This is a genomic window from Arthrobacter bambusae (assembly GCF_030812595.1).
Lineage (GTDB): Bacteria > Actinomycetota > Actinomycetes > Actinomycetales > Micrococcaceae > Arthrobacter > Arthrobacter bambusae_B.
The window spans coordinates 104,078-124,476 of the sequence record NZ_JAUSSZ010000004.1 but is presented as its reverse complement, the minus strand read 5'-3'; the positions used below and the strand labels follow the sequence as shown (position 1 = coordinate 124,476).

14 protein-coding genes are annotated in these 20,399 nt (G+C 62.3%); 9 read left to right on the top strand and 5 right to left on the bottom strand.

Translation table 11 applies throughout. The annotated features are described in order from the left end of the window. Positions 1 to 5: 5 nt before the first annotated feature. Both J2S96_RS07745 and J2S96_RS07740 read right to left on the bottom strand, forming a co-directional pair. On the bottom strand, positions 6 to 515 hold the full coding sequence (locus J2S96_RS07745; protein ID WP_306861532.1) for an Rv3235 family protein: 510 nt from the start codon (positions 513 to 515) through the stop codon (positions 6 to 8). Positions 516 to 576: 61 nt separating this feature from the next. After that, the gene (locus J2S96_RS07740; protein WP_306861531.1) at positions 577 to 1,317 is read right to left on the bottom strand and encodes a LysM peptidoglycan-binding domain-containing protein; all 741 of its coding nucleotides are present in this window, start codon (positions 1,315 to 1,317) and stop codon (positions 577 to 579) included. Between the two features lie 213 nt (positions 1,318 to 1,530). On the opposite strand from J2S96_RS07740, the gene J2S96_RS07735 reads away from it, so the two are divergent. Then, the gene (locus tag J2S96_RS07735) at positions 1,531 to 2,103 is read left to right on the top strand and encodes a hypothetical protein (protein WP_306861530.1); all 573 of its coding nucleotides are present in this window, start codon (positions 1,531 to 1,533) and stop codon (positions 2,101 to 2,103) included. A 47-nt stretch (positions 2,104 to 2,150) separates the two neighbouring features. Here the strand turns inward: J2S96_RS07735 and J2S96_RS07730 are convergent, their stop codons facing one another. Beyond that, positions 2,151 to 2,366: a helix-turn-helix domain-containing protein gene (locus J2S96_RS07730; RefSeq protein WP_306861529.1), complete on the bottom strand. Its 216-nt coding sequence runs from the start codon at positions 2,364 to 2,366 to the stop codon at positions 2,151 to 2,153. Between the two features lie 150 nt (positions 2,367 to 2,516). Here J2S96_RS07730 and J2S96_RS07725 point away from each other — a divergent pair, with 150 nt between their 5' ends. From J2S96_RS07725 to J2S96_RS07710, 4 genes are read left to right on the top strand one after another with little or no spacing between them, the layout of a single operon-like run. Next, positions 2,517 to 3,161 (top strand): SAF domain-containing protein, encoded by a 645-nt coding sequence (locus J2S96_RS07725; protein ID WP_306861528.1) that lies wholly within the window; start codon positions 2,517 to 2,519, stop codon positions 3,159 to 3,161. Further along, complete coding sequence (locus J2S96_RS07720) at positions 3,158 to 4,471, top strand: AAA family ATPase (protein WP_306861527.1); 1,314 nt, start codon at positions 3,158 to 3,160, stop codon at positions 4,469 to 4,471. Before J2S96_RS07725 ends, J2S96_RS07720 begins: the two co-directional genes overlap by 4 nt. A 57-nt stretch (positions 4,472 to 4,528) precedes the next feature. After that, positions 4,529 to 9,376, top strand: coding sequence for an NAD-glutamate dehydrogenase (locus tag J2S96_RS07715; RefSeq protein WP_306861526.1), 4,848 nt, complete (start codon positions 4,529 to 4,531; stop codon positions 9,374 to 9,376). 32 nt (positions 9,377 to 9,408) lie between these two features. Beyond that, on the top strand, positions 9,409 to 10,878 hold the full coding sequence (locus tag J2S96_RS07710; protein ID WP_306861525.1) for a sensor histidine kinase: 1,470 nt from the start codon (positions 9,409 to 9,411) through the stop codon (positions 10,876 to 10,878). Between the two features lie 148 nt (positions 10,879 to 11,026). Here J2S96_RS07710 and J2S96_RS07705 read toward each other — a convergent pair whose 3' ends face one another. After that, positions 11,027 to 11,275, bottom strand: coding sequence for a WhiB family transcriptional regulator (locus J2S96_RS07705; RefSeq protein ID WP_003804966.1), 249 nt, complete (start codon positions 11,273 to 11,275; stop codon positions 11,027 to 11,029). 336 nt (positions 11,276 to 11,611) lie between these two features. Between J2S96_RS07705 and J2S96_RS07700 the strand changes: the two genes are divergently transcribed. Then, positions 11,612 to 11,998 carry a hypothetical protein gene (locus tag J2S96_RS07700; RefSeq protein ID WP_306861762.1) on the top strand — a complete coding sequence of 129 codons (387 nt, stop codon included), beginning with the start codon at positions 11,612 to 11,614 and terminating at the stop codon, positions 11,996 to 11,998. Positions 11,999 to 12,023: 25 nt separating this feature from the next. On the opposite strand, the gene J2S96_RS07695 is transcribed toward J2S96_RS07700, so the two are convergent. Beyond that, the gene (locus J2S96_RS07695; RefSeq protein WP_306861524.1) at positions 12,024 to 16,085 is read right to left on the bottom strand and encodes an FtsK/SpoIIIE domain-containing protein; all 4,062 of its coding nucleotides are present in this window, start codon (positions 16,083 to 16,085) and stop codon (positions 12,024 to 12,026) included. A 210-nt stretch (positions 16,086 to 16,295) separates the two neighbouring features. Here J2S96_RS07695 and glf point away from each other — a divergent pair, with 210 nt between their 5' ends. Genes glf through J2S96_RS07680 form a run of 3 tightly spaced genes read left to right on the top strand, consistent with a single transcriptional unit; the run spans position 16,296 to position 20,397 of the window. Continuing rightward, positions 16,296 to 17,483: a UDP-galactopyranose mutase gene (glf, locus tag J2S96_RS07690; RefSeq protein WP_306861522.1), complete on the top strand. Its 1,188-nt coding sequence runs from the start codon at positions 16,296 to 16,298 to the stop codon at positions 17,481 to 17,483. After that, the gene (locus J2S96_RS07685; protein WP_306861520.1) at positions 17,480 to 19,507 is read left to right on the top strand and encodes a glycosyltransferase; all 2,028 of its coding nucleotides are present in this window, start codon (positions 17,480 to 17,482) and stop codon (positions 19,505 to 19,507) included. The genes glf and J2S96_RS07685 overlap by 4 nt, the downstream gene beginning before the upstream one ends. Beyond that, positions 19,504 to 20,397, top strand: coding sequence for an ABC transporter permease (locus J2S96_RS07680; protein WP_306861518.1), 894 nt, complete (start codon positions 19,504 to 19,506; stop codon positions 20,395 to 20,397). The genes J2S96_RS07685 and J2S96_RS07680 overlap by 4 nt, the downstream gene beginning before the upstream one ends. Positions 20,398 to 20,399 lie beyond the last annotated feature (2 nt).

Below are 20,399 nucleotides of genomic sequence, written 5' to 3'. Positions count from 1 at the left end.
TGCCGTCAGCCGATTTCGAGTGCGGTGACTTTCCACGCGCCGTTGCTCGCTTCAAGCCTCATGGCGACGGCGCGGGAGCGGAGTTCCTCCGACACCACCAGGCTGGCCTCGTACACTCCGTCCATCACCGCGCAGACATGCACGGAGCGGACCATGGGGCTTCGGTGAAGCCTGGACTGGCCGCCCTGGGCGCTGGCAGCATGGCCCCGGGTCAGTTCGGCCCGGTGTTGCAACGCTGCGAGGCATCGTGGGTCGAGGGTCCGTGAGAGCTGCTGCACCGGCCGGGTGCCGGCCAGGACTTCCACCGCGGCCTGGGCGATACTACGGGCCAATGCGCGGATTTCACCGTCGACGCTGAGGAGCTGAGGCGTGTTGCGGGTAGAGGGCGGGCCCTCACCTGAGGGCCCGCCCGTCCGGGCCTTGGGGCTCGGTACCACGGTTGCTCGGGCAGCGGGTGGCGAACTCGCCAGCCGGATTGCATTGGGCAGGGTGTGGATGGCCGGTAATGAGCACATGGACTTCCTCGGATACGAATCGCTGGTTGGCGGCGGACGGTGGTAGTTCGTCTTGTGGGAGTTACTTGGGCGGTGGTTGCAGGACCTGGCCAGGGAACAGGAGACCCGGATCGTCTCCGATGACATCCCGGTTTGCGGCGTACCACTTTGGCCAGTGGAGGGCAACGTCGACGTCGCTGGCGATGGGGCCTAGCTGCCGGGCGGCAATTGACCACAGCGAATCTCCACGCCTCACCACCACTTCGTCCTGGCTCGGCGAGGCGGGCTGTTCCGCGGCCCGCTGGGGCCTGGTTCCCAGAAGCCCGGGCTCAGCAGCAGGTGCGCGGGGTTGCCAATGCGGGTCGATCCCGGGTGAGCCGGACTCAAGCGGTGCCGGGACACCGGGAGAATAAGTGGAACCAGGTGCCCACTGAGCCGAGATTCCGATGGACGGTGCCGAGCCGTTCGCCGGGCTCCACGCCGGGTCGATCTGTGCCGGTGAGGCATTCCCCAGCGGAATCCCCGCAAGATTCAGTCCCAGAACGGCAACAGCCAGTCTGCGCATAAAGGCAGGGCTGAGTTTGGCGGTGGCGCTCGCGCAGCGTTCATTACCCGATTGCTGGAGCAGCGCGGAAGCGATCGCCAGAAGGAACGTGGCGACCCACCAGGCCACGATCCCCAGGCCGGCGGCGGTTGCGATGAGTCCGAGAAGGTCTTCGAACGCGGGAGCCTGGAGGCGTCCTGCCGCGGAGTGCCATCGGTCAATCAATATGAATCCCGTGGCTGCGAGAAAAAGCGCGAGCACCAGGATTGTCGCCGCCATCGCAACGTCATTCCGAACGGGTCTGGCGGTTCGTTCCATGGGTTCCCCTGCCCGGTTGATGCATACGGTTGATGCATAGGATGCGTTTTGATGTAATTTGATTTACTTTGGTGATGTTTAAACCAGTTTGATCGCAATGCATATCGTTTGTCTAGGACTTGGCTTAGATCAAGAAAGATTGACGATCGAGGGGTGCCCGCTTACGCTGACGCAATGCGTTGGGATGCTCTGTTTGAAGACATGGAGGCGCAACTTGCCTCTGAACGACTGCTGGACCTTGAATCCGAAATTTCAGAGCGCGCACGAGTGGAGATGGCCGGAATCGAGGTATCCGCCCGGCTGCGTGGAGCGGTCGGCCAGAAGATTGATGTCCAGCTTCGGTCCGGCACTCGGGTGTCCGGGACGCTGAGCCATGTTGGAAGCGAATCGTTGGTCCTGGACGTAGGTCCGCACCAGTGGTTGGTGCCCGTATCGGCCGCATTGACATATCAGGGTCTGGGCCGGCAGGCACGCGCCGGCCACGGGAAGGGCTCAGAGCGGCTTGGCTTGGCCAGTGCCCTCCGAATGTTGGCCCGCGACAGGGCAGAACTGGCAGTTTACCTGCTTGAACCGGCGCGGGAGGAGCCGATGATGCGGGGCGTCATTGATCGCGTGGGCAAGGACCACTTTGATCTCGCCGTCATGGTGCCGGGCGAGTTCCGGAGATCCGGCAATGTCGCGGCTGTGGAGACAGTTCCGTTCCATTCACTTGCCGCGCTGCGGTCATTCCGGGGCCAGGACCTCTAGTCCAGCCAGCATCTTTCGCGGCCGCTACCCGGGGTGTTGTCCGGAGATCAGGACGACTTGGACTTGGCCTCTTCGATGATCCTGCTGGCCTCGGCATAGCGTTCCTCGATGTACTGCTCCAGCATCTTCTCTTCGACGCGCCACTGGCCCCTGCCACCCACTTGAATGGCCTTGAGCGCACCGCTTCGCACCAAAGCGTAGGCCTGCGGGGAGTTGATCTGAAGCTGTTCGGCGACATCAGCCAGAGTGAGGAATCGGGGCATGCATCCATTTTGCCACTGTTCTGCCCGCTTGCCGGCGTTATCCACAGTTGGCGTCATTTGAGGCATTTAGCTTTCGGAAGGACCCACTTGCCGTCAGAATAAAGGCCACCGAAAGTCGACGCCGACAGACTACTCAATTGGGGGAGCAGGATGGGTGTAGCTACCGTGGCCGCTGCAGCGCGGCTTAGGAAACCGTCATGGAGGGACCCCCGACTTTTCGTGGGGATTCTCCTGGTCCTGGCCTCGCTGGCCGGAGTCGTCGCCCTCGTCGGATCCGCGGACCGCACCATTCAGGTGTACGCAGCGAGCGAGTCGATTGCCGTGGGCCAGAGAATCAGCAAGGACGACCTTGCGATCGTCAAAGTGCGGCTTGACGACGTTGAGTCCAGTTACGTGACGCTGGCCGATGGTCTGCCCGAAGGAAAAGTTGCCGTTCAAAGAATTGCCAAGAACCAACTCGTTCCGCGGGAGAGCCTGGGAGCCGCAGATTCCCTTAACCGCAAACCGGTGGCGATCGCGATCCAGGAATCGCTGCCTTCCCAAGCTGTGGCGGGATCCCGCGTTGACGTCTGGGTAGCCCTCCCCGATGCGCGCAACGGATTCGGCACACCACAGTTGCTGTTGCCCGGTGCAGAGATCTCCCAGGTCACAGAGGGCGCCTCCACCCTCGGAGCCTCCAAGGAGAAGGTGGTCCTGGTTCTCGTAAACGATGAGCACATGCCGAAACTTCTTGGAGCGCAGGCGAATAAAGCGAAGATTGCGGTGGTGTGGAATCCGGGCGGTGCCGGCCAGTGAGTATCCCCGTCGTCACCGTCGGGCAGTCCCGGGAAGATTTGGTCGGGGGACTTGAGCGGCTCCACGGGCCGGTCACGGTAGTGCGTCGGTGCGGCGAGCTCGCGGAACTTCTGGCCGCTTGCCAAAGCGGCCTCGCGCGTGCGGCGGTCATAGCCGAGGGTGCGGAGGAACTGACGGCATCGCTAATAGAGCGGCTGGCGGCCGCAGGAGTCTCCGTCGTTGCCCTGAGCGATGACGCGGGGGAGGAGAGCCGCCTGCGCAGCATAGGCGTGGTGACAGCGGCGCTGGATGTGGATTCGGCAACGCTGGCTTCCACGATCTCCGACGCCGTTGGCCAACTGCCCGGGCAAGGAAGGCGACGCGCGGAGCCGAGGGATTCGGGGTTTGCGGACACCGCGGCAGAACTGCGTCCCACCGATGCCGCGGAAGAACCGGAACAAGTGCCTGCGGGGGATGGGCGGATCATCGCGGTTTGGGGTCCAACCGGGGCGCCCGGGAGGACTCTTTTGGCTGTCAACATTGCTGCAGAGCTGGCGGCTGAAGGCAAGTCCGTGATGCTTGTCGACGCAGACAGCTATGGGCCCAGCGTCGCGGCGTCGCTGGGCTTGCTGGACGAATCCGCCGGACTGGCGCAGTCTTGTCGACTGGCAGATCAGGGATTGTTGGATGCCGGATCGCTCAAGCGGATCGCGGCGCCCGTCTTCGCTAAAGCCACCAGTTTCCGTGTTCTCACCGGCATCACCCGCGCGGACCGGTGGGCGGAGCTCCGGGCAGCCGCGCTCTCCTCGGTACTTGGACTCGCCAAGGAGATCGCGGAGGTTGTCGTGGTTGATGCAGGTTTCTGCCTCGAAGCCGACGAGGAACTCAGCTTCGACACCATGGCCCCTCGACGCAATGCAGCAACCCTGCGCAGTATCGAACTGGCGGACACCCTTTACGCCGTGGGCGCGGCCGATGCCATCGGGGTTCCGCGACTCGTGCGTGGCCTCGCGGAACTGGAGCGGGCCGTCCCGCACGCAACTCCATTGGTGGTCTTGAACAAGGTCCGGGCAGCATCCGCGGGCCGCTCTCCAGAGCGTGAGCTCCGCGAAGCCTGGGAACGGTACGGCCCCGGTCGTGGAATCGAGGTATTCCTTCCATCCGATCCTAGAGCGTGCGACGCCGCCTTGTTGTCCGGTGCCGTGCTCTTCGAAGCTGCGCCCGAATCTGCCTTGCGGCTCGCAATCGCCAAAATGGTCTGTTCACCTGTCCAGCAAAATGGCAAATCTTCTGTCATTTATTCCAGAGCAAGGCGAGGGCTAAAGCGTTAGGCTCGCCATGTGGGCTGCAAAGACGCAGCAATCGAGATGTGATGGAGGCGTTTGTCGATGTCGTCAGGATCCAGCGTGGAGGATCGTTCTAAACCTGCAGTAGTCCGGGAAGGGTTCTTCGGAGACTACTACGAGCATCTCGCAGAGGAGGACGCCCGCGGATACACTGCCGAGCAGCTGACCTCCAGGGCAGAGGCACACCGGGAAGCAGGACAGAGCCGCCAGCCGGGCACCGCCAACGTCAAGATTGCCAACGAGGGTGACCGCAGCATCCTCTACATCGTCACGGATGACATGCCGTTCCTGGTGGACTCGGTGAATGCCGAACTCGTTCAGCAGAACTGCGCTATCCGGCTTGTCATGCATCCGCTCTTCGTGGTTTCGCGCGATCGCCGCACGGGCGATCTGTCCGACATCGCCCGGGTGCCATCAAACATCGGCATCTCAAGCGGTGACACCGCCGCAATGCCGAATATCGCCCATCTCATCTCGCAAGGCGACAACGTCTCCCACATGGAGTCCTGGATCGCCGTCGAGATTGACAGGGTCGCAGACGACTTCCAGCAGGAACTCGTGGACGGAATCCACCGCGTCCTGAACGACGTCCGCGCCGCCGTCGAAGACTGGCCCAAAATGCGCACGAAGGCCCTTGAGCTGGCATCATCCCTGGACAAGGTGACCCACCCGGAGGACATCGCGGAGCTCAGGCAAGCCCAGGATCTGCTGCGCTGGTTGGACAACGGCAACTTCACGTTCCTGGGCTACCGGGAATACGACCTCATCAACGAAAACGGTGAAGACGTTCTTGAGCTGCGCGAAGAGAGCGGCTTGGGACTCTTGAGGGCCGGAGACCACCCGCACCAAATCCAGCACCTCACCGACGCCGGACGCAGGAAAGCGCGCGAGAAGCGTGCCTTGGTCATCACGAAAGCCAACTCGCGGTCCACGGTGCACCGCCCCGCATACCTGGACTACATCGGCGTCAAGAGCTTTGACCTGGCGGGTAACGTCAACGGCGAGCGTCGATTCATCGGCCTCTTCGCCACGAGCGCGTACACCGGTTCCGTGAGGAACATCCCCATCGTCCGGGAAAAGGTCGACGCTGTGCTTCGCTCGGCCGGTTTCCCGCAGGACTCCCATTCCGGCAAGGACCTTGTCGGTATCCTCGAGACCTATCCGCGTGACGAGCTCTTCCAGATCGAAGCCGAAGACCTGACAGCTACGGCTTTGGGTATTCAACGGCTTCAAGAGCGGCGCCGAACCAAGCTTTTCCTGCGCCCTGATATCTACGGACGGTTCATGTCGGCCTTGGTCTACCTGCCGCGTGACCGATACACCACCAACGTCCGGCAGCGGATCGAGCAGGAACTCCGCGAGACCTTCGAAGCCGAGAGCATCGACTTCGAGGCCCGGATCACGGAGTCAGCACTCGCGAGGGTTTTCTTCCGTATCCGGCTGCCCCGGGACGCGGAGCTCCGGGACGTCGACGCCGGTGAACTCGAAAAGCGGCTTGTCCGGGCTTCGCGGTCGTGGGCTGAAGGCATTGCGGAGGTGCTCCGTGAGAACACCAGCGGTTTGGACGCCGAGCGGCTGTCCGCCCTATGGGCGGACGCGTTCCCCGCCGGCTACCGCGTGGACTACGAAGTCGAGGACGCACTCAAGGACATTGAGCGTTTCGAGAAGTACGCCGCCACAACCGATCGGGACGCCGTCCAGGCAGCGCCCGGGGTGCATGTCTACTTGCCCAACGGTGCCGGCGAGCTCCTCGAAGAAGATGCCCGCGTCAAGCTCTACCTCCTGGAACCCAAGAGCCTGAGCCAGATCCTGCCCTACTTCCACAATCTTGGCCTTGAGGTCCTCGATGAGCGACCTTTCGAGATCGAGACCGCCGACCACCGGGACTTCTTCCTCTATGACCTTGGCCTGAAATACCCCGCGGGCGTGGATCCCGTATCTACCGGACAGCTCTTGGCCGACTCCTTCAGCGCCGCGGTGACCGGCGCTGTCGAATCCGACAGTTTCGACCGGCTCGTGCTTCAGGAAGGGATCCACTGGCGGCAGGTCGTCATGCTTCGCGCATATGCGAAGTACATGCGCCAGATGGGAAACACCAACTCCTTTGAGTTCATTGCAGATACCCTTCTGGCCAACCCCGAGGTTGCCCGCGGCCTGATTGATCTCTTCGGGGCCCGCTTTGATCCTTCTTCGGCAGAGTCCGCTCGCCAGGCCCGCCAGGAGAGCGCCCGCGCCACGCTGGCCGAAGCAATTGACCAGGTGGCCACGCTCGACGCCGACCGGGTCCTGCGGACTTTCGTCAACCTCATTGAGTCGACGCTGCGCACGAACTACTTCCAAGGCAAGTCGTACGTCAGCTTCAAGCTCGATCCGATCGCGATCGAAGGCCTGCCGTTCCCGCGGCCAAAGTACGAGATCTGGGTGTACTCGCCCCGCGTTGAAGGCGTGCACTTGCGTTTCGGCAAGGTGGCCCGCGGCGGCTTGCGGTGGTCGGATCGCCGTGAAGACTTCCGGACCGAGATCCTCGGGCTGGTCAAGGCGCAGACGGTAAAGAACGCTGTGATCGTGCCGACCGGCGCCAAGGGAGGATTCTTCGCGAAGCAACTTCCGGATCCGGCACTTGACCGCGCAGCTTGGATGGCTGAAGGCATCGAAAGCTACAAGACCTTCATCCGCGGCCTGCTCGACCTCACTGACAACCTTGTAACCACGGCCGACGGCGAGAAGATCGTGCCGCCGTCGGACGTTGTCCGTCAGGACGACGACGATTCGTACCTGGTGGTCGCCGCGGACAAGGGCACGGCAACCTTCTCCGACACTGCGAACGGCTTGGCCGCAGAGTATGGATTCTGGCTCGGGGACGCCTTCGCCTCCGGTGGCTCCGTAGGATACGATCACAAGGCCATGGGCATTACGGCCCGCGGCGCATGGGAGTCGGTCAAGCGTCACTTCAGCGAGCTGGACCTCGACACACAGACTGAGGAATTCACTGTGGTCGGCGTCGGCGACATGTCCGGTGACGTGTTCGGCAATGGAATGCTTCTCTCCAAGCACATCCGCCTGCTGGCCGCCTTCGACCACCGCCACATCTTCCTGGACCCGACGCCGGATGCGGCTTCGTCCTTCGACGAGCGGCAGCGTCTTTTCGACCTGCCCCGCTCCTCCTGGGATGACTACGACCGCTCGCTTATCAGCGCGGGCGGCGGCGTCTTCCCCCGCCAGGCCAAGGTGATTCCGATTTCGCCGGAGGTCCGCAAGGCCCTCGGCCTGCCGGACGGGACGGTTCAGCTGAGTCCTCCGGAACTTCTCCGTGCGATCCTCCTGGCTCCGGCCGATCTGCTGTACAACGGCGGGATCGGAACGTACGTCAAGGCCAGCACCGAGTCCAACGCCGAAGTGGGTGACAAGGCCAACGACGTCATCCGCGTGAACGGGCGCGAGCTTCGCGTCAAGGTCGTCGGCGAAGGCGGCAACCTCGGAATGACCCAGCGCGGACGCATCGAGGCAGCATTGCAAGGTGTCATCCTCAACACCGATGCGATCGACAATTCGGCCGGCGTGGATTGCTCCGACCACGAGGTCAACATCAAGATCTTCGTCGACCGGATGGTTGCCGCAGGGAAATTGGACGCTTCCGAGCGCACATCGTTCCTCGCCGACATGACCGACGAGGTCGGGCGCCTCGTCCTCGAAGACAACATTGACCAGAACATCCTTTTGCTCAACGACCGCGCCCGCGTCGCCGAATGGAGCCCGAGCTACGAGCGCCTGATGGACTGGCTCGAGAAGTCAGCCGACCTCAAGCGGGATCTTGAAGCGCTGCCGACCACCGAGACGCTTCGTGAACGGTTGGAACAGGGCCAGGGCCTGACGTCCCCGGAACTGTCTGTCCTCTCCGCGTACGCCAAGATCGAATTGGGCTCGGCATTGCGGGACAGCGATCTGGCGGATGATCCGTGGTTCCGTAAGACGATTCGCTCTTACTTCCCGAAGCAGCTCCGCGAACGGTTCGACGCCGAATTGGACACCCATCCCTTGCGTCGCGAGATCATCGCAACCGTGGTGGCCAACGACATGATCAACCTGGGTGGCATCACCTTCGCCTTCCGCACCATGGAGGAGACTTCGGCTACGGAGGTCGCCGTCGCCAAGGCATTCGTCGCACTCCGCGAGATCTACGAACTCGACTCGATGGTGCGGGAGCTCAATGCCCTGCCTGCTTCGTTCCCCACGGAACACTGGAGCACCGTCCACCTCGATATCCGGAGACTTCTGGACCGGGCCGTTCGGTGGCTGCTCAGCCAAGGCAACGCCTCGAAGCCGATCTCGGAGATCGTCGCGGAATTCAAGCCGATGATGGATCCGATGCGGGCCAAGGTCCTCGAATACCTGCGGGGCAGCGACAAAGAGCGCGTCACCGCTTGGCTTGAAAGGGCACACTCGTGGGGCCTTCCCGACACGTTGTCCCACCGCTGGGCCGAGCTGTTCGAGAGTTTCGTGCTCTTGGACATCGCCAAGATCACGCACAGCCGCCAGGCCCGCGTGGAAGAGGTCAGCCACGTCTATTACACGGTGTTCGACCGCTTCCACGTCGATTCCCTGCTGGAGCGAATCACCGCGCTTCCGCGCGATGACCGTTGGCAGGCGCTTGCCCGTGCAGCCCTGCGTGACGACCTCTACTCGACTGTGGCGGACATGACGACGTCGGTGCTCGATTCGACCGACGCCGGCCTCGACGCCGAGGCCCGTTTGCGGGCATGGGAGGACCTCAACGCCGAGCAGTTGGGGCGTGCGAAGAGCATGTTTGACGAGGTCAACGCGCTCGAGGCCGACGACATGGCTTCCCTGTCGGTAGCATTGAGGCTCTTGAGGTCAATCGTTCGACGCTAGGGGAACAACCCCGGGCGTCATATGGAGGTGCAGTGGCAATCTTTACAGACCCCATCAGGGAGCACGCTGATTTCGGGCCTGGAGATGCCGAATGGCTGCACCTCCTGGTCGGCGACTGGCAGATGGTCGCCGACCTGGCGTTCGCGGACTTGGCCCTATGGTTTCCGCATCCTGAATTCGGCTACATCGCGCTTGCACACGTCAGGCCGTCGACGAGCCACACCGTGTTCCATGCGGATTTCGTCGGGGAAGGGATCCGTTCGGACCTGCAACCGTTGGTAGACAAGGCGTGGTCCAGCCGTTCCATCGAACGCTCCAGCGAAACGAGCTGGAGCAGCGAGATGGCCCTGCGGGTCGAAGCGGTGCCCATGGTCAGGAACGGACGGACCCTTGCCGTCGTCACGTCGCACATGGACCTTTCCAGTTCACGGATGCCGTCACGGCTGGAGCTTACGTACAGGCAATGCGCCTACGACCTGCTCCGCATGGGCACGCTGGGCCTATGGCCGGACTTCGCTTCACCGACGGGTTCCCGCCGTGGCGCTCCCCGCGTTGGTGACGGCCTCATCAGGCTCGACGCCGATGGGATCGTCCAGTACGCGAGTCCGAACGGCGTCTCTGCATTCCGTCGCCTCGGCGAAGTGGAGACCCTGGAAGGACGTTCGCTCGCGGAAGTAACCGCTGGACTCCTCAAGGATCGGCGGATGGTGGACGAGACGTTGCCACTGGTGGTGACCGGTCGAATGCCGTGGCGGAGCGAAATTGAGTCCCGCGGTGTCAGCCTGTCGTTGCGCGCGATTCCGTTGCGCGACGAGAAGCATCGCTTCGGTGCCTTGGTTTTGTGCCGCGACGTGTCCGAACTGCGACGCCGTGAGCTCGAGCTGGTGACCAAGGACGCCACGATTCGTGAAATCCACCACCGCGTCAAAAACAATCTGCAGACGGTGGCTGCTTTGCTGCGCATGCAGTCGCGACGAATGGTCAGCGATGAGGCGAAGCAGGGACTGGAACAGGCAATGCGGCGAGTGGCGACGATTGCGTTGGTGCACGAGACGCTTTCGCAGGGGCTTACGCAGAGCGTTGATTTCGATGAACTCATCGGACGCCAGTTCCGGCTCTCGGCAGAAGTGGCGTCCCCTTCGCAGCACGTCCGGACTGAGCGGGCAGGCTTGTTCGGCGAATTGCCGAGCGACTTCGCGACTCCGCTTGCGCTGGTCATCAATGAGCTCGTGACGAATGCCGTGGAGCACGGCCTTGAGGGGCGGGCCGGAACCGTGTGGCTGATGGCAGATCGTTCCAAGGGGGAGCGGGGCGATGAACTCCTGACCGTGACGATCGCCGATGACGGCGTTGGATTGCCCGAGGGATCGTATACGGAGGGTCTTGGCCTTCAGATCGTGCGGACACTTGTCACGAGCGAGTTGGGCGGCAGCATCCAGTGGATGCCGCGCGACGGCGGTGGCACCGCCGTCGAGATTGTCCTGAACCTGGAGCGAAGCTGACTCGGGCACCAGGCAGCCAGCCCTGTCGATAACCGCGGATCGAACATACGAGGATGGCCCGGACCTTTCGGTCCGGGCCATCCTCGTATGTTCTCTTGCCTCAGGCGCTGTGCTTTGTCAGCCTCAGGACCTTGTCAGCCTCAGATCCTTAGGAAGCGCGGCGTGCGCGGGCGGCGCGGCGCTTGAGTGCGCGCCGTTCGTCTTCGCTCATACCGCCCCAGACGCCGGCGTCCTGGCCCGATTCGAGGGCCCACTGAAGGCATGTGTCCACGACGGGACAGCGGCGGCAGACACTCTTCGCTTCCTCGATCTGGAGAAGCGCAGGTCCGGTGTTGCCTACTGGGAAGAAAAGCTCCGGGTCCTTGTCAAGGCAGGCTGCGCGGTTACGCCAATCCATGCTGATCAGTCACTCCATTCGTGAGTACTAGTTAAGCCTTTTGTGAAAATATTCACGAGAGGCTTCATAGGAAAGGGGACCCATTGGGCCCCCTTGGTCATCTGAGTCAAGCGTGTCATGTTAACGCCATGTAAACAAGGGGTTCAAGCGTTTGAAACCATGAGCGATGCATCACACTGGCTGCCGATCTACTCACAGGTATTCGACTATGTCCGGTAGTGTGCCAGTGTGTCAAGACCCCCTCTGAACCCCGATCATGACCATGCGGCTCCCGGCGAGGACGGCCAAGGGACCGGCCACGGCAGCCCTGGCGGAGCTGGCCCTGCAACGCGTCCTGTGGGAATCGTCGTTATTTCCATCGTGGTTGTACTGGAGGCGCTCGCACTATTGGCCGCCGGCGCACTGTATATATATGAGCTGGTGACCGGGGCTCCGGTGGCCTCGTTCTGGGGAGCGGTATTTACCTTGGGGCTTCTGCTGGCCTTTTCTGCTTTGTTGTTCGCGGTGGGGCACTTCCTGTTCCGTGGCTACCGTTGGACCCGGGCGCCTGCGTTGGTCGCCCAGCTATTTGCCCTGACAATCGGGGTTCCCACCCTGACCGGAGGGCTGGTTCTCGAAGGCCTGGCCATGCTGGTGCCGGCTCTCGCCGGGATTGTCTTTTTGTTCGACAAGCGGGTCATTGCCTTCGCGTCCCGAACGGGCGGATCCCGCGCCGCACTCTGACTGTTCTTCGCTTCGGCGCATCTTCTCAGTCTGGAGCTGCGATCTGGAGACACCGTGTTTCCCCGTTATCGATCAGAACAGCACGACCAGGCGGCGCCGCGTGGTCGACCCCGACGCGCACGCCGAAGAAGTCTCCGGCGTTAGGCGCTCGATTCCCCAGGAGAATGCCACTTCCGTGGTTACGGGCCAGGGAAGCAAGAGGCGTCCGCTGCGGGAGGGCCGGGCTGTGCCCCGCAGTTGCCACCACGGTGAAACCCATGGCGGGGAGTTCAGCGAGGAGGACGCCGGTTTCGCTGCTCAGGCGGTCGGCGTCGTCCACCAGGGGGATGACTGCTGCACCCACGAGCTTCCGGCGTGCATCCCGGTGGAATTCCGTCCAAAAGGCATCAGGATCGACCCCATGGGGTGCTGTCCGCCACTGATGGCCTGGATTGAGGAGACGCAGTGCCGTAAGCAAAGACGATTTGCCGGAACCGGGGGTGCCGACGGTGAGGAAGACGGCTGATCGCGGCAGCGTGATCCAAACAGGTTCGTGTTCGTCCCCTCCAACCCCGAGCAGTACCGACGCCGGCGCTCGAGCGCGGGAATCAGCAGTGGGTGCGGCCCGGCTGTCCGCCGCGAGATCCGAAGCCCGAATGAACTGCGGCAAGGGATCCACCCGGAATGGGCGCCGTGCAGGCTGACGGGGCTCGCAGTACGGCCATGCCGTGTTCGGCGGCGGTGTCACGAGCTGACCGACGGCAGCGTCGACTTCAATAAAGTTGCCACTCACCACAGCCCGGCCCCTCAGCGGCTTCATTTCCGCGAAACGCGGCCACGCCAACCGCCCTTCTTCCGTGCTCCCGGCGGGAAAATATGCGCGGTTTGGGATTGACGCAAACATACGCGACGCAACCAGTTCGCGGTCGCCCGTGACAAGAACGGCCAGTCCCGACTTCGGTCCATCGCGGACCATGGCGTGGACAAGGTCCTCGGCCCAGGCGAGCGGGCCGGCGCGCAACTCGGAGACCCACGAACCCCAGCTCGAAATGATCACGAGAAGGGGAACTAGCCCGAGGACAGTCCCGAGGGATTGCCGCGCCGACATTTCAGCCGCGAGCCTCTCCAGGATGCGGACGCCCCTTCTGACGTCCCGGAGGGACGCTATTGCCCCTACGCGTCCCTGGGCTTCCACATCGGTGAAGGATCCGTCCCCGTCAAGGACATACACGTGGAGTTCCTCGGTACCTCCAACAAGCGCCGCCGCTGCTGCCCGGCAGCTATCTTCGACTCCGCTTGCAGGAGGACCAACGAGTCCCAGGTTCCCGTGGACCATCGGTGTCCAGCACAGGCCGGCAACCCGTTGCTGCGTGGGCAAGTCCGCCAAGCCGAGGTAGGCTGTCGGGCTTGCTGGCGTTCTGGCTGCGGCGTGCTTGCCTGTCATTGCGGTCACTGGCGTCATTGCGGGCATTGCCGGCATGCCGAAGGAATCGCTAAACGAAATGGACTCAGGAAGCGGACGTGCAACAGGTTTACGGATCGGTCGACCTCCCTGAAAGCCCCAAGCCTGCACGATCGCCTGGATGATGGGCCGCGCGGCTTCTGTGGGCAACACAATCGAACCATGGGTCTCTGTGTCTGCAGTTTCGGTCCAACCGCCAAAGCGGAGGGACCCTGCTTCCGGCGGAGTACCGGCCTTCGTCAGCGGCCGGGTTGTTTCAGTGCCGGCGAGAGTCGCGCACTGAAAGGGGCCCACATCCTCTAGTCCACGAACCATGTAGGCGCGGCCAGGTAGCGATACTGGAATCCATGCCGCTGCCGGAGAGTTGATGACGTCCCGGGATTCCATCTCTGACTGGACGCGAAGAGCAATGCTGGTGGTGACGTTGGCCCGGATGTCCGCATTCAGCGCGCCCTGCGGACGTTGCGTTGCCATGATCAGGTGGATGCCCAAGGACCGGCCAAGGGTGGCGATCCGCATCAATTCGGCCAGGGCATCCGGGGCGTCGTCAATGAGCATCCTGAATTCGTCGATCACAAGGACTAAACGGGCCAGCACTGGAAATTGGTTTTTCCGTCCGGCCCCGCCTCCGTCCTTGGCCCAGTATGCGGGCAGATCAGGGACGCCCGCCCTGGCAAGGATCGCTTCCCGCCTCCGAATTTCGGCGCGTAGGGACGAAAGCGTACGTTCGAGCTCGTGTTCGCTGAGGTCCGTGAGCATTCCAGCGCAGTGCGGGAGGTCGACCAATGGCCCGAGCCCCGAACCTCCCTTGAAATCAACGAACAGGAAGTTGACCTTGTCCGGGCTGTGGGTCAGCGAGATCGCCGACACGATCGTGCGCAGAAGTTCGGACTTTCCAGACCCCGTGGTTCCAGCAACGAGGAGATGCGGGCCGTCCGAAACCAGGTCCAGGGACCGAGGTCCGTCGGCGCCCTTGCCGATGACCGCGGATAGCCCTGCGCGTATTGAAGATGCATTCCAGCGGTCCGTGATCATTGAGGGCTCATAGGGAAGCAGCTCGGCCAGCTGGCAGCTCGCGGGAACCAGCGGGACCCTTCCAGTCGCCAGGTGCGGCGCTCTTGCCAACCAGCGGCAGTAGCGGTCGAAGACCGGGTGCGGGACGAGGTCGGGGTCGAATTCCGTTTCTGAAAGATGCGAGCGGAGGACGGCCCGCTTGTTCCACAGTTCGACCGTGGAGCCGCCTTTGTCTCCTCTCGCCGTGCGCTGGAAGATTCTCCAGCCGGATCCGATTGCCGTTAGCCGGAGTGGGTCGACGGCTGGGTCGCTTTCGGGTCCCACCAGAAGCAGTACTCCGGGTCCCTCCGCGAGCATGGAAAGGGCGGCCGCGGCTGAAGCGGGGTCGGTGGTCAAGGTGACGCGGGGGAGGAACCGGGCGCTCAAGGGCAAGTGGGCGATCGGTCCGTGGACGAGGACAGGGACATTGCTTGCGCTGGGAAAGGCCGCTAGTTGCATGAGCAGAAATCTGAACATTCCTTGCACCTTGGCTTCTGGTCCGGCGAAGGAAACGGCCTGGATAGAGGGATCCAGAAGGACCGGAACCGGGCCCAACGGCGGTGGCTGGAATCCTGGGTCAGCCGGATCGAGCGCAACCCGGGCGTTCTGCGGAGTGGTGCCAAGTCTGAGCCAGACATCGTGGCAGCCCACCGGTGCCTGCGCCACCTGCATTCGCCCGTGCCCTCCTGAGGGGAGAGCAGCTGGGCGGACGGCATGGGCGAGCTCCGCGGCGGACGGCGAGCACCGCCGTCGTCGGGCGCGGTCTTGTTCGACAGCCGCGGCGATCGCGGCAGCCAGGAGGCGGCGGTCGCGTCTTCCCGAGATGGCCGGGGCCAGGACCGCGATGGCAGAAATTGCGGTGAAGCCGAGGAACATCCACATGCCGGTGGCCAGGGCCATTCCAACGCCCAGCAAAAAGGGAAGCCCGGCCGCGAGAAGAACGTGGGCGCGGCCGCCCGCATCACTGCGCCGCTGCACCGAGAGCGGTTCTGCGATGCCCAGCCCTGCTTCCTCCAATAACTCCGTTCCCGATCCTCCACCGCCGAAAACCACCGACATGACAGAGCCGCCACATCGGAACCTGGAGGCGGTTGAGAGAGTGGCGGAGCGGACTTTGCGCCCATCCACGATGGTTCCGTTCGCGCTACCGTGGTCGGTTACGGTGACGGATTTCTCCGAGATCGTCAGGACGGCGTGAACACGGGAAACATCAGGATCCGGGAGGCAAACATCCGCCTTGCTCCTGCCGATCCTGTAGCTTCCACGTTCCAGTGGAATTACCAGGCCCGCGGCAGGTCCGGTGTGCACCAGCAAGGACAACGCCGCAGGACGGCGTTCGACGTCGGGGGCGTCCCGCGCCTCCGAGCCGGCCCCGTCGACCAACACAGCTCCGGACATGAGTGGCGCAGAGCCCACGGTAAGAACGCTGAGTGGAAGCCCATCGACTGTCAGTTTTCCCGTGCCGAACTCGTCCGCGACGGCAGCCTCGACAACGGCGCCAGGGGTGCCGTTGCCGGCGGCTAAAGCCAGCTCGACGGGTTCGCCGTGCAGCAATGCAAACGGGCCCCGGACAAGGGTGCAATGGAATGTCACCGTGTCCGCTCCTTCGGCTCGGGCGACTGATGATCTCCACGATATTTGTGATGTGGAGCGGGTGTTCCCGGCCGGTTGGCCTATGTGGATAACGCTGTGTTCGCCGGGTAGCGAACGAGCGCAGCGGCAATTGGATGCGGTATCTCGGGTAGGCTTGACCTGCAGCCAATGCACATCATCAGGCTGCCCGCATTCGAACCAGGAGTATTTGTGACCGCTGACCTCGTCATCGTCGGGTCGGGCTTTTTTGGCCTGACAATCGCAGAACAGGCTGCCACTGAGCTGGGCTTGAAGGTTGTTGTCATTGACCGCCGGCACCACATCGGTGGCAACGCATACAGCGAAACGGAAGAGCAGACTGGAATCGAGGTGCACCGTTATGGCGCACACCTCTTCCACACCTCGAACGAGCGCGTTTGGGAGTATGTCAACCGGTTCACGACGTTCACCAACTACGTGCACAAGGTGTACGGCGTGCACAAGGGCGAGGTCTACTCCCTCCCCATCAACCTGGCAACGATCAACCAGTTCTTCCGTGCCAACCTGACTCCTGGCCAAGCGCAGGACTTGATCAAGGAACAAGCTGGCGAACTCGCCGGAACCGATCCACAGAATCTCAATGACAAGGGCATCCAGCTGATCGGCCGCCCGCTGTATGAAGCATTCATCAAGCACTACACCGGCAAGCAGTGGCAGACAGACCCCAAGGATCTACCGGCGGGCATCATTTCGCGCCTTCCTGTCAGGTACAACTACGACAACCGCTACTTCAACGACAAGTACGAGGGCCTGCCCACCAACGGGTACACGGCGTGGATCGAGAAGATGGCCGAAAACCCGAACATCGAAGTGCGCCTGAACACGGACTTCTTTGACGAGTCGCATGAATACTCGAAAAACAAGGTTGTCGGCAAGATCCCCGTCGTCTACACGGGGCCCGTGGACCGCTACTTCGACTTTGTCGCCGGTGATCTGTCCTGGCGCACCATCGATTTCGAAGAAGAAGTCCTGGACATGGGGGACTTCCAAGGAACGTCGGTCGTCAACTACAACGACGCCGACGTCCCGTTCACGCGGATCATCGAGCCACGCCATTTCCACCCGGAGCGTGGCTACCAGACGGAGAAAACCGTCATCATGCGTGAATTTTCCCGGTTCGCCGAAAGCGGCGATGAGCCGTACTACCCGATCAACACCCCGGATGACCGCGAAAAGCTGCTGAAGTACCGCGATCTCGCGGCTGCGGAAAAGAACGTGCTGTTCGGCGGGCGTCTCGGCACCTACAAGTACCTCGATATGCACATGGCCATCGGCTCTGCCCTGTCCATGTTTGACAACAAGATTCGTCCGCACTTCGAAAGCGGCACAGAAATTGAAAGTGGAGGAGTGGACGCATGAGCGTTTCAACAGAGCCCATGAACCAGGGCGTTACGCCCGTACTGGGCGACGAATGGCAAACCGTCCATCGTGTTGTCTTTCCGACGGATGGCGACTCCGACACGCTTCCGCTGTACTTGGACTTCAACGCGGCTCAGCGGGTTGTCTCGGAAGAATCCCAGACTTCCAAGTCCGGTTCGGGCGTCACGGCGGTCACTTCCACCGGGGCGAAGATCCGTTCGGACTTCATCGAGAACCGGCGCCAGCTGCATTTGCCGGCCTACCGGCGCCTCTCCTTCGGCACGTATTTCAATGCCTTCCCCGCGAGCTACTGGCGAGCCCACACTGATGTCACCAGCGTGCGCCTTACCGTCGCTGTCGATGCCCCGGCAACGGTTGTGATTCTGCGGTCCACGGCGAGGGGCACCTCGAACAGGGTGGAAAGCATCAGCGTGGACGCCGGACAGCCGGTGGACGTTGTCCTGCCGCTGGCCAACTTCGGCGACGGCGGCTGGTACTGGTTTGACCTTGTGGCTTCGTCTCAGCAGGTCAAACTCCTTGGCGCCGAATGGTCCGTGCGGAAGCCTGAAGGATTCGAGGCAGGCACCGCCACGGTAGCGGTAACCACCTTCAACCGCCCTGACTTCTGCGTCAAGCACCTATCCACATTCGCCGACTCTCCTGAGCTCCTGGACGTGATGGACCGGCTGCTGATCACCGACCAAGGTACGCAGAAGGTGCGGGACCAGGAAGGGTTTGAAGAGGCCGCGGCTCGACTCGGGGACAAGTTCGCACTCATTGAGCAGGGAAACCTCGGCGGTTCGGGTGGTTTTGCCCGCGGCATGCACGAGACTGTCGAGGACGGCCGGAGCAAGTACGTGCTTCTGTTGGACGATGACGTGATCATCGAGACCGAGGGCGTGTTGCGCGCTATCAACTTCGCTGACTTCACACGAAAGCCGACGATCGTCGGCGGTCACATGTTCAACCTGTATGAACGCTCGGTGATGCACAGCTTCGGCGAAGAAGTCAACGAGTACAAGTTCCAGTGGGGTGCGGTCGACAGCACGAAAGAGGCGCACGATTTTTCGGCGAGCAACCTTCGTACGACGCCGTGGATGCATCGCCGGATCGATGTGGACTTCAACGGCTGGTGGATGTGCTTGATCCCGACCAGTGTCCTGCGCGACATCGGACTCTCCCTCCCTGTATTCATCAAGTGGGACGACGCCGAATACGGCATTCGGGCCCGCCGCCACGGCTACCCGACCGTCACCCTTCCGGGGGCTGCTGTCTGGCACATGCCTTGGACTGAAAAGGATGACACTATCGACTGGCAGGCCTACTTCCACCAGCGAAACCGCTGGCTTGCAGCGCTGGTCTACTCGCCCTACAAGAAGGGCGGATTCCTGCCGCGCCAGAGTTTCATGGTGGACGTCAAGCACCTGTTGTCGATGCAGTACTCGGCGGTCGAGCTTCGCTTGGATGCCCTTGAGGATCTACTCAAGGGCCCGTCGCACTTGCACCAGACGATTCGGACCAAGCTGCCCGAAATCCGTGCACGACGCGCAGACTTCGATGATGCCCGCATCACAAAGGAGGTAGCAACCTTCCCGCAAGTAAAGCGCGTTAAGCCGCCTAAGCGTGGAAAGAAGCCCTCTTCGCCGAAGTCCATTTTCGCCGCCCTCGCGACTGCTGCGTCGGCAGGAATTCGTCAGGTGCAAGGTGTGCGGCCAGGAGCCCTGGAGCACCCCGAGGCCCTCGTTCCGGCTATGGATGCCCGCTGGTGGCGGCTGTCCCAGTTGGACTCCGCAATCGTCTCGTCCGCCGACGGAACCGGTGCATCCTGGTACAAGCGCCACCCTGAGCATTTCCGCAAAATGATGGCTCGCAGCATCAAGCTTCACCAGCAACTTCTCCAGGACTGGGAAAAACTTTCCGAAGAGTACTCCCGGAGCCTTCCCGAGTTCACGTCGCAGCAGGCGTGGCGCGAGACTTTCGACGCGGTGAGCACTACGACTCCGCAGGAAAAGGCCAACGGGTGACAACTGCGAGTGATTTCAACGAGACCGCCCCGCTCGTCCGTCCGGGCGTGGGGGGCGGTCTCACGGACGTGTTCAGGCAGCGATTCCTGCTCAAACTCCTTGTTCGGAAGGAACTGCAGATCCGCTACAAGGGGTCGGTTCTTGGGCTTCTTTGGTCCTACGTAAAGCCGGGCGTCCAGTTTCTCGTCTTTTACATTGCCTTGGGCGTATTTCTGGGACTCGAGAAGAGCGCTCGAAACCCGGATGGTTTGGCCAACTACGCCGTGTACTTGTTCTCCGGAATCGTTCTGATCAACTTTTTCACCGAGGCGCTCAGCAACGCAGCCCGTTCCATTGTGGGCAACGGTGGGCTTATCAAGAAGATCTACCTGCCACGTGAGCTTTTCCCCGTTGCCTCGGTCTGGGTTTCCGCCGTACATTTCATTCCGCAGTTGATTGTGCTGGTTGTCGCCTGCGTCTTCGCCGGGTGGCACCCGAGCCTGCTGCAGCTCGTCGCAGCCATTGCGGGTTTCGTAATCGTAGCCATGTTGGCTACTGGTTTAGGACTCCTCTTTGGCTCTGCGAATGTCTATTTCAGGGACTCAGAGAACATCGTCGACATGCTGCTGATGGTTGCGACTTGGACTTCACCCATCATGTACTCCTGGACCATGGTGCAGAGCAAACTCGGCGCGAGCTGGTACGCCGTCTACCAGACAAATCCCATTACGATCGGCGTCGAAGCATTCCATTATGCCTTCTGGCTTCCGACCACAGATGAAACCGCCCCCATGCCGCCGAATCTTCTGCCCCTGTGGGTCCCCGTGGGAATCGTGGTTTCCCTTGCAGTTCTTATTCTCGGCCAGTGGGCGTTCCGCCGGCTTGAGGGCCGATTCGCGCAGGAGCTGTGACG

Excerpts from the sequence above, each read along its gene's own strand:
- J2S96_RS07745 (WP_306861532.1), bottom strand. The coding sequence starts at position 515 with ATGTGCTCATTACCGGCCATCCACACCCTGCCCAATGCAATCCGGCTG.
- J2S96_RS07740 (WP_306861531.1), bottom strand. The coding sequence starts at position 1,317 with ATGGCGGCGACAATCCTGGTGCTCGCGCTTTTTCTCGCAGCCACGGGA.
- J2S96_RS07735 (WP_306861530.1), top strand. The coding sequence starts at position 1,531 with ATGCGTTGGGATGCTCTGTTTGAAGACATGGAGGCGCAACTTGCCTCT.
- J2S96_RS07730 (WP_306861529.1), bottom strand. The coding sequence starts at position 2,366 with ATGCCCCGATTCCTCACTCTGGCTGATGTCGCCGAACAGCTTCAGATC.
- J2S96_RS07725 (WP_306861528.1), top strand. The coding sequence starts at position 2,517 with ATGGGTGTAGCTACCGTGGCCGCTGCAGCGCGGCTTAGGAAACCGTCA.
- J2S96_RS07715 (WP_306861526.1), top strand. The coding sequence starts at position 4,529 with ATGTCGTCAGGATCCAGCGTGGAGGATCGTTCTAAACCTGCAGTAGTC.
- J2S96_RS07705 (WP_003804966.1), bottom strand. The coding sequence starts at position 11,275 with ATGGATTGGCGTAACCGCGCAGCCTGCCTTGACAAGGACCCGGAGCTT.
- J2S96_RS07685 (WP_306861520.1), top strand. The coding sequence starts at position 17,480 with ATGAGCGTTTCAACAGAGCCCATGAACCAGGGCGTTACGCCCGTACTG.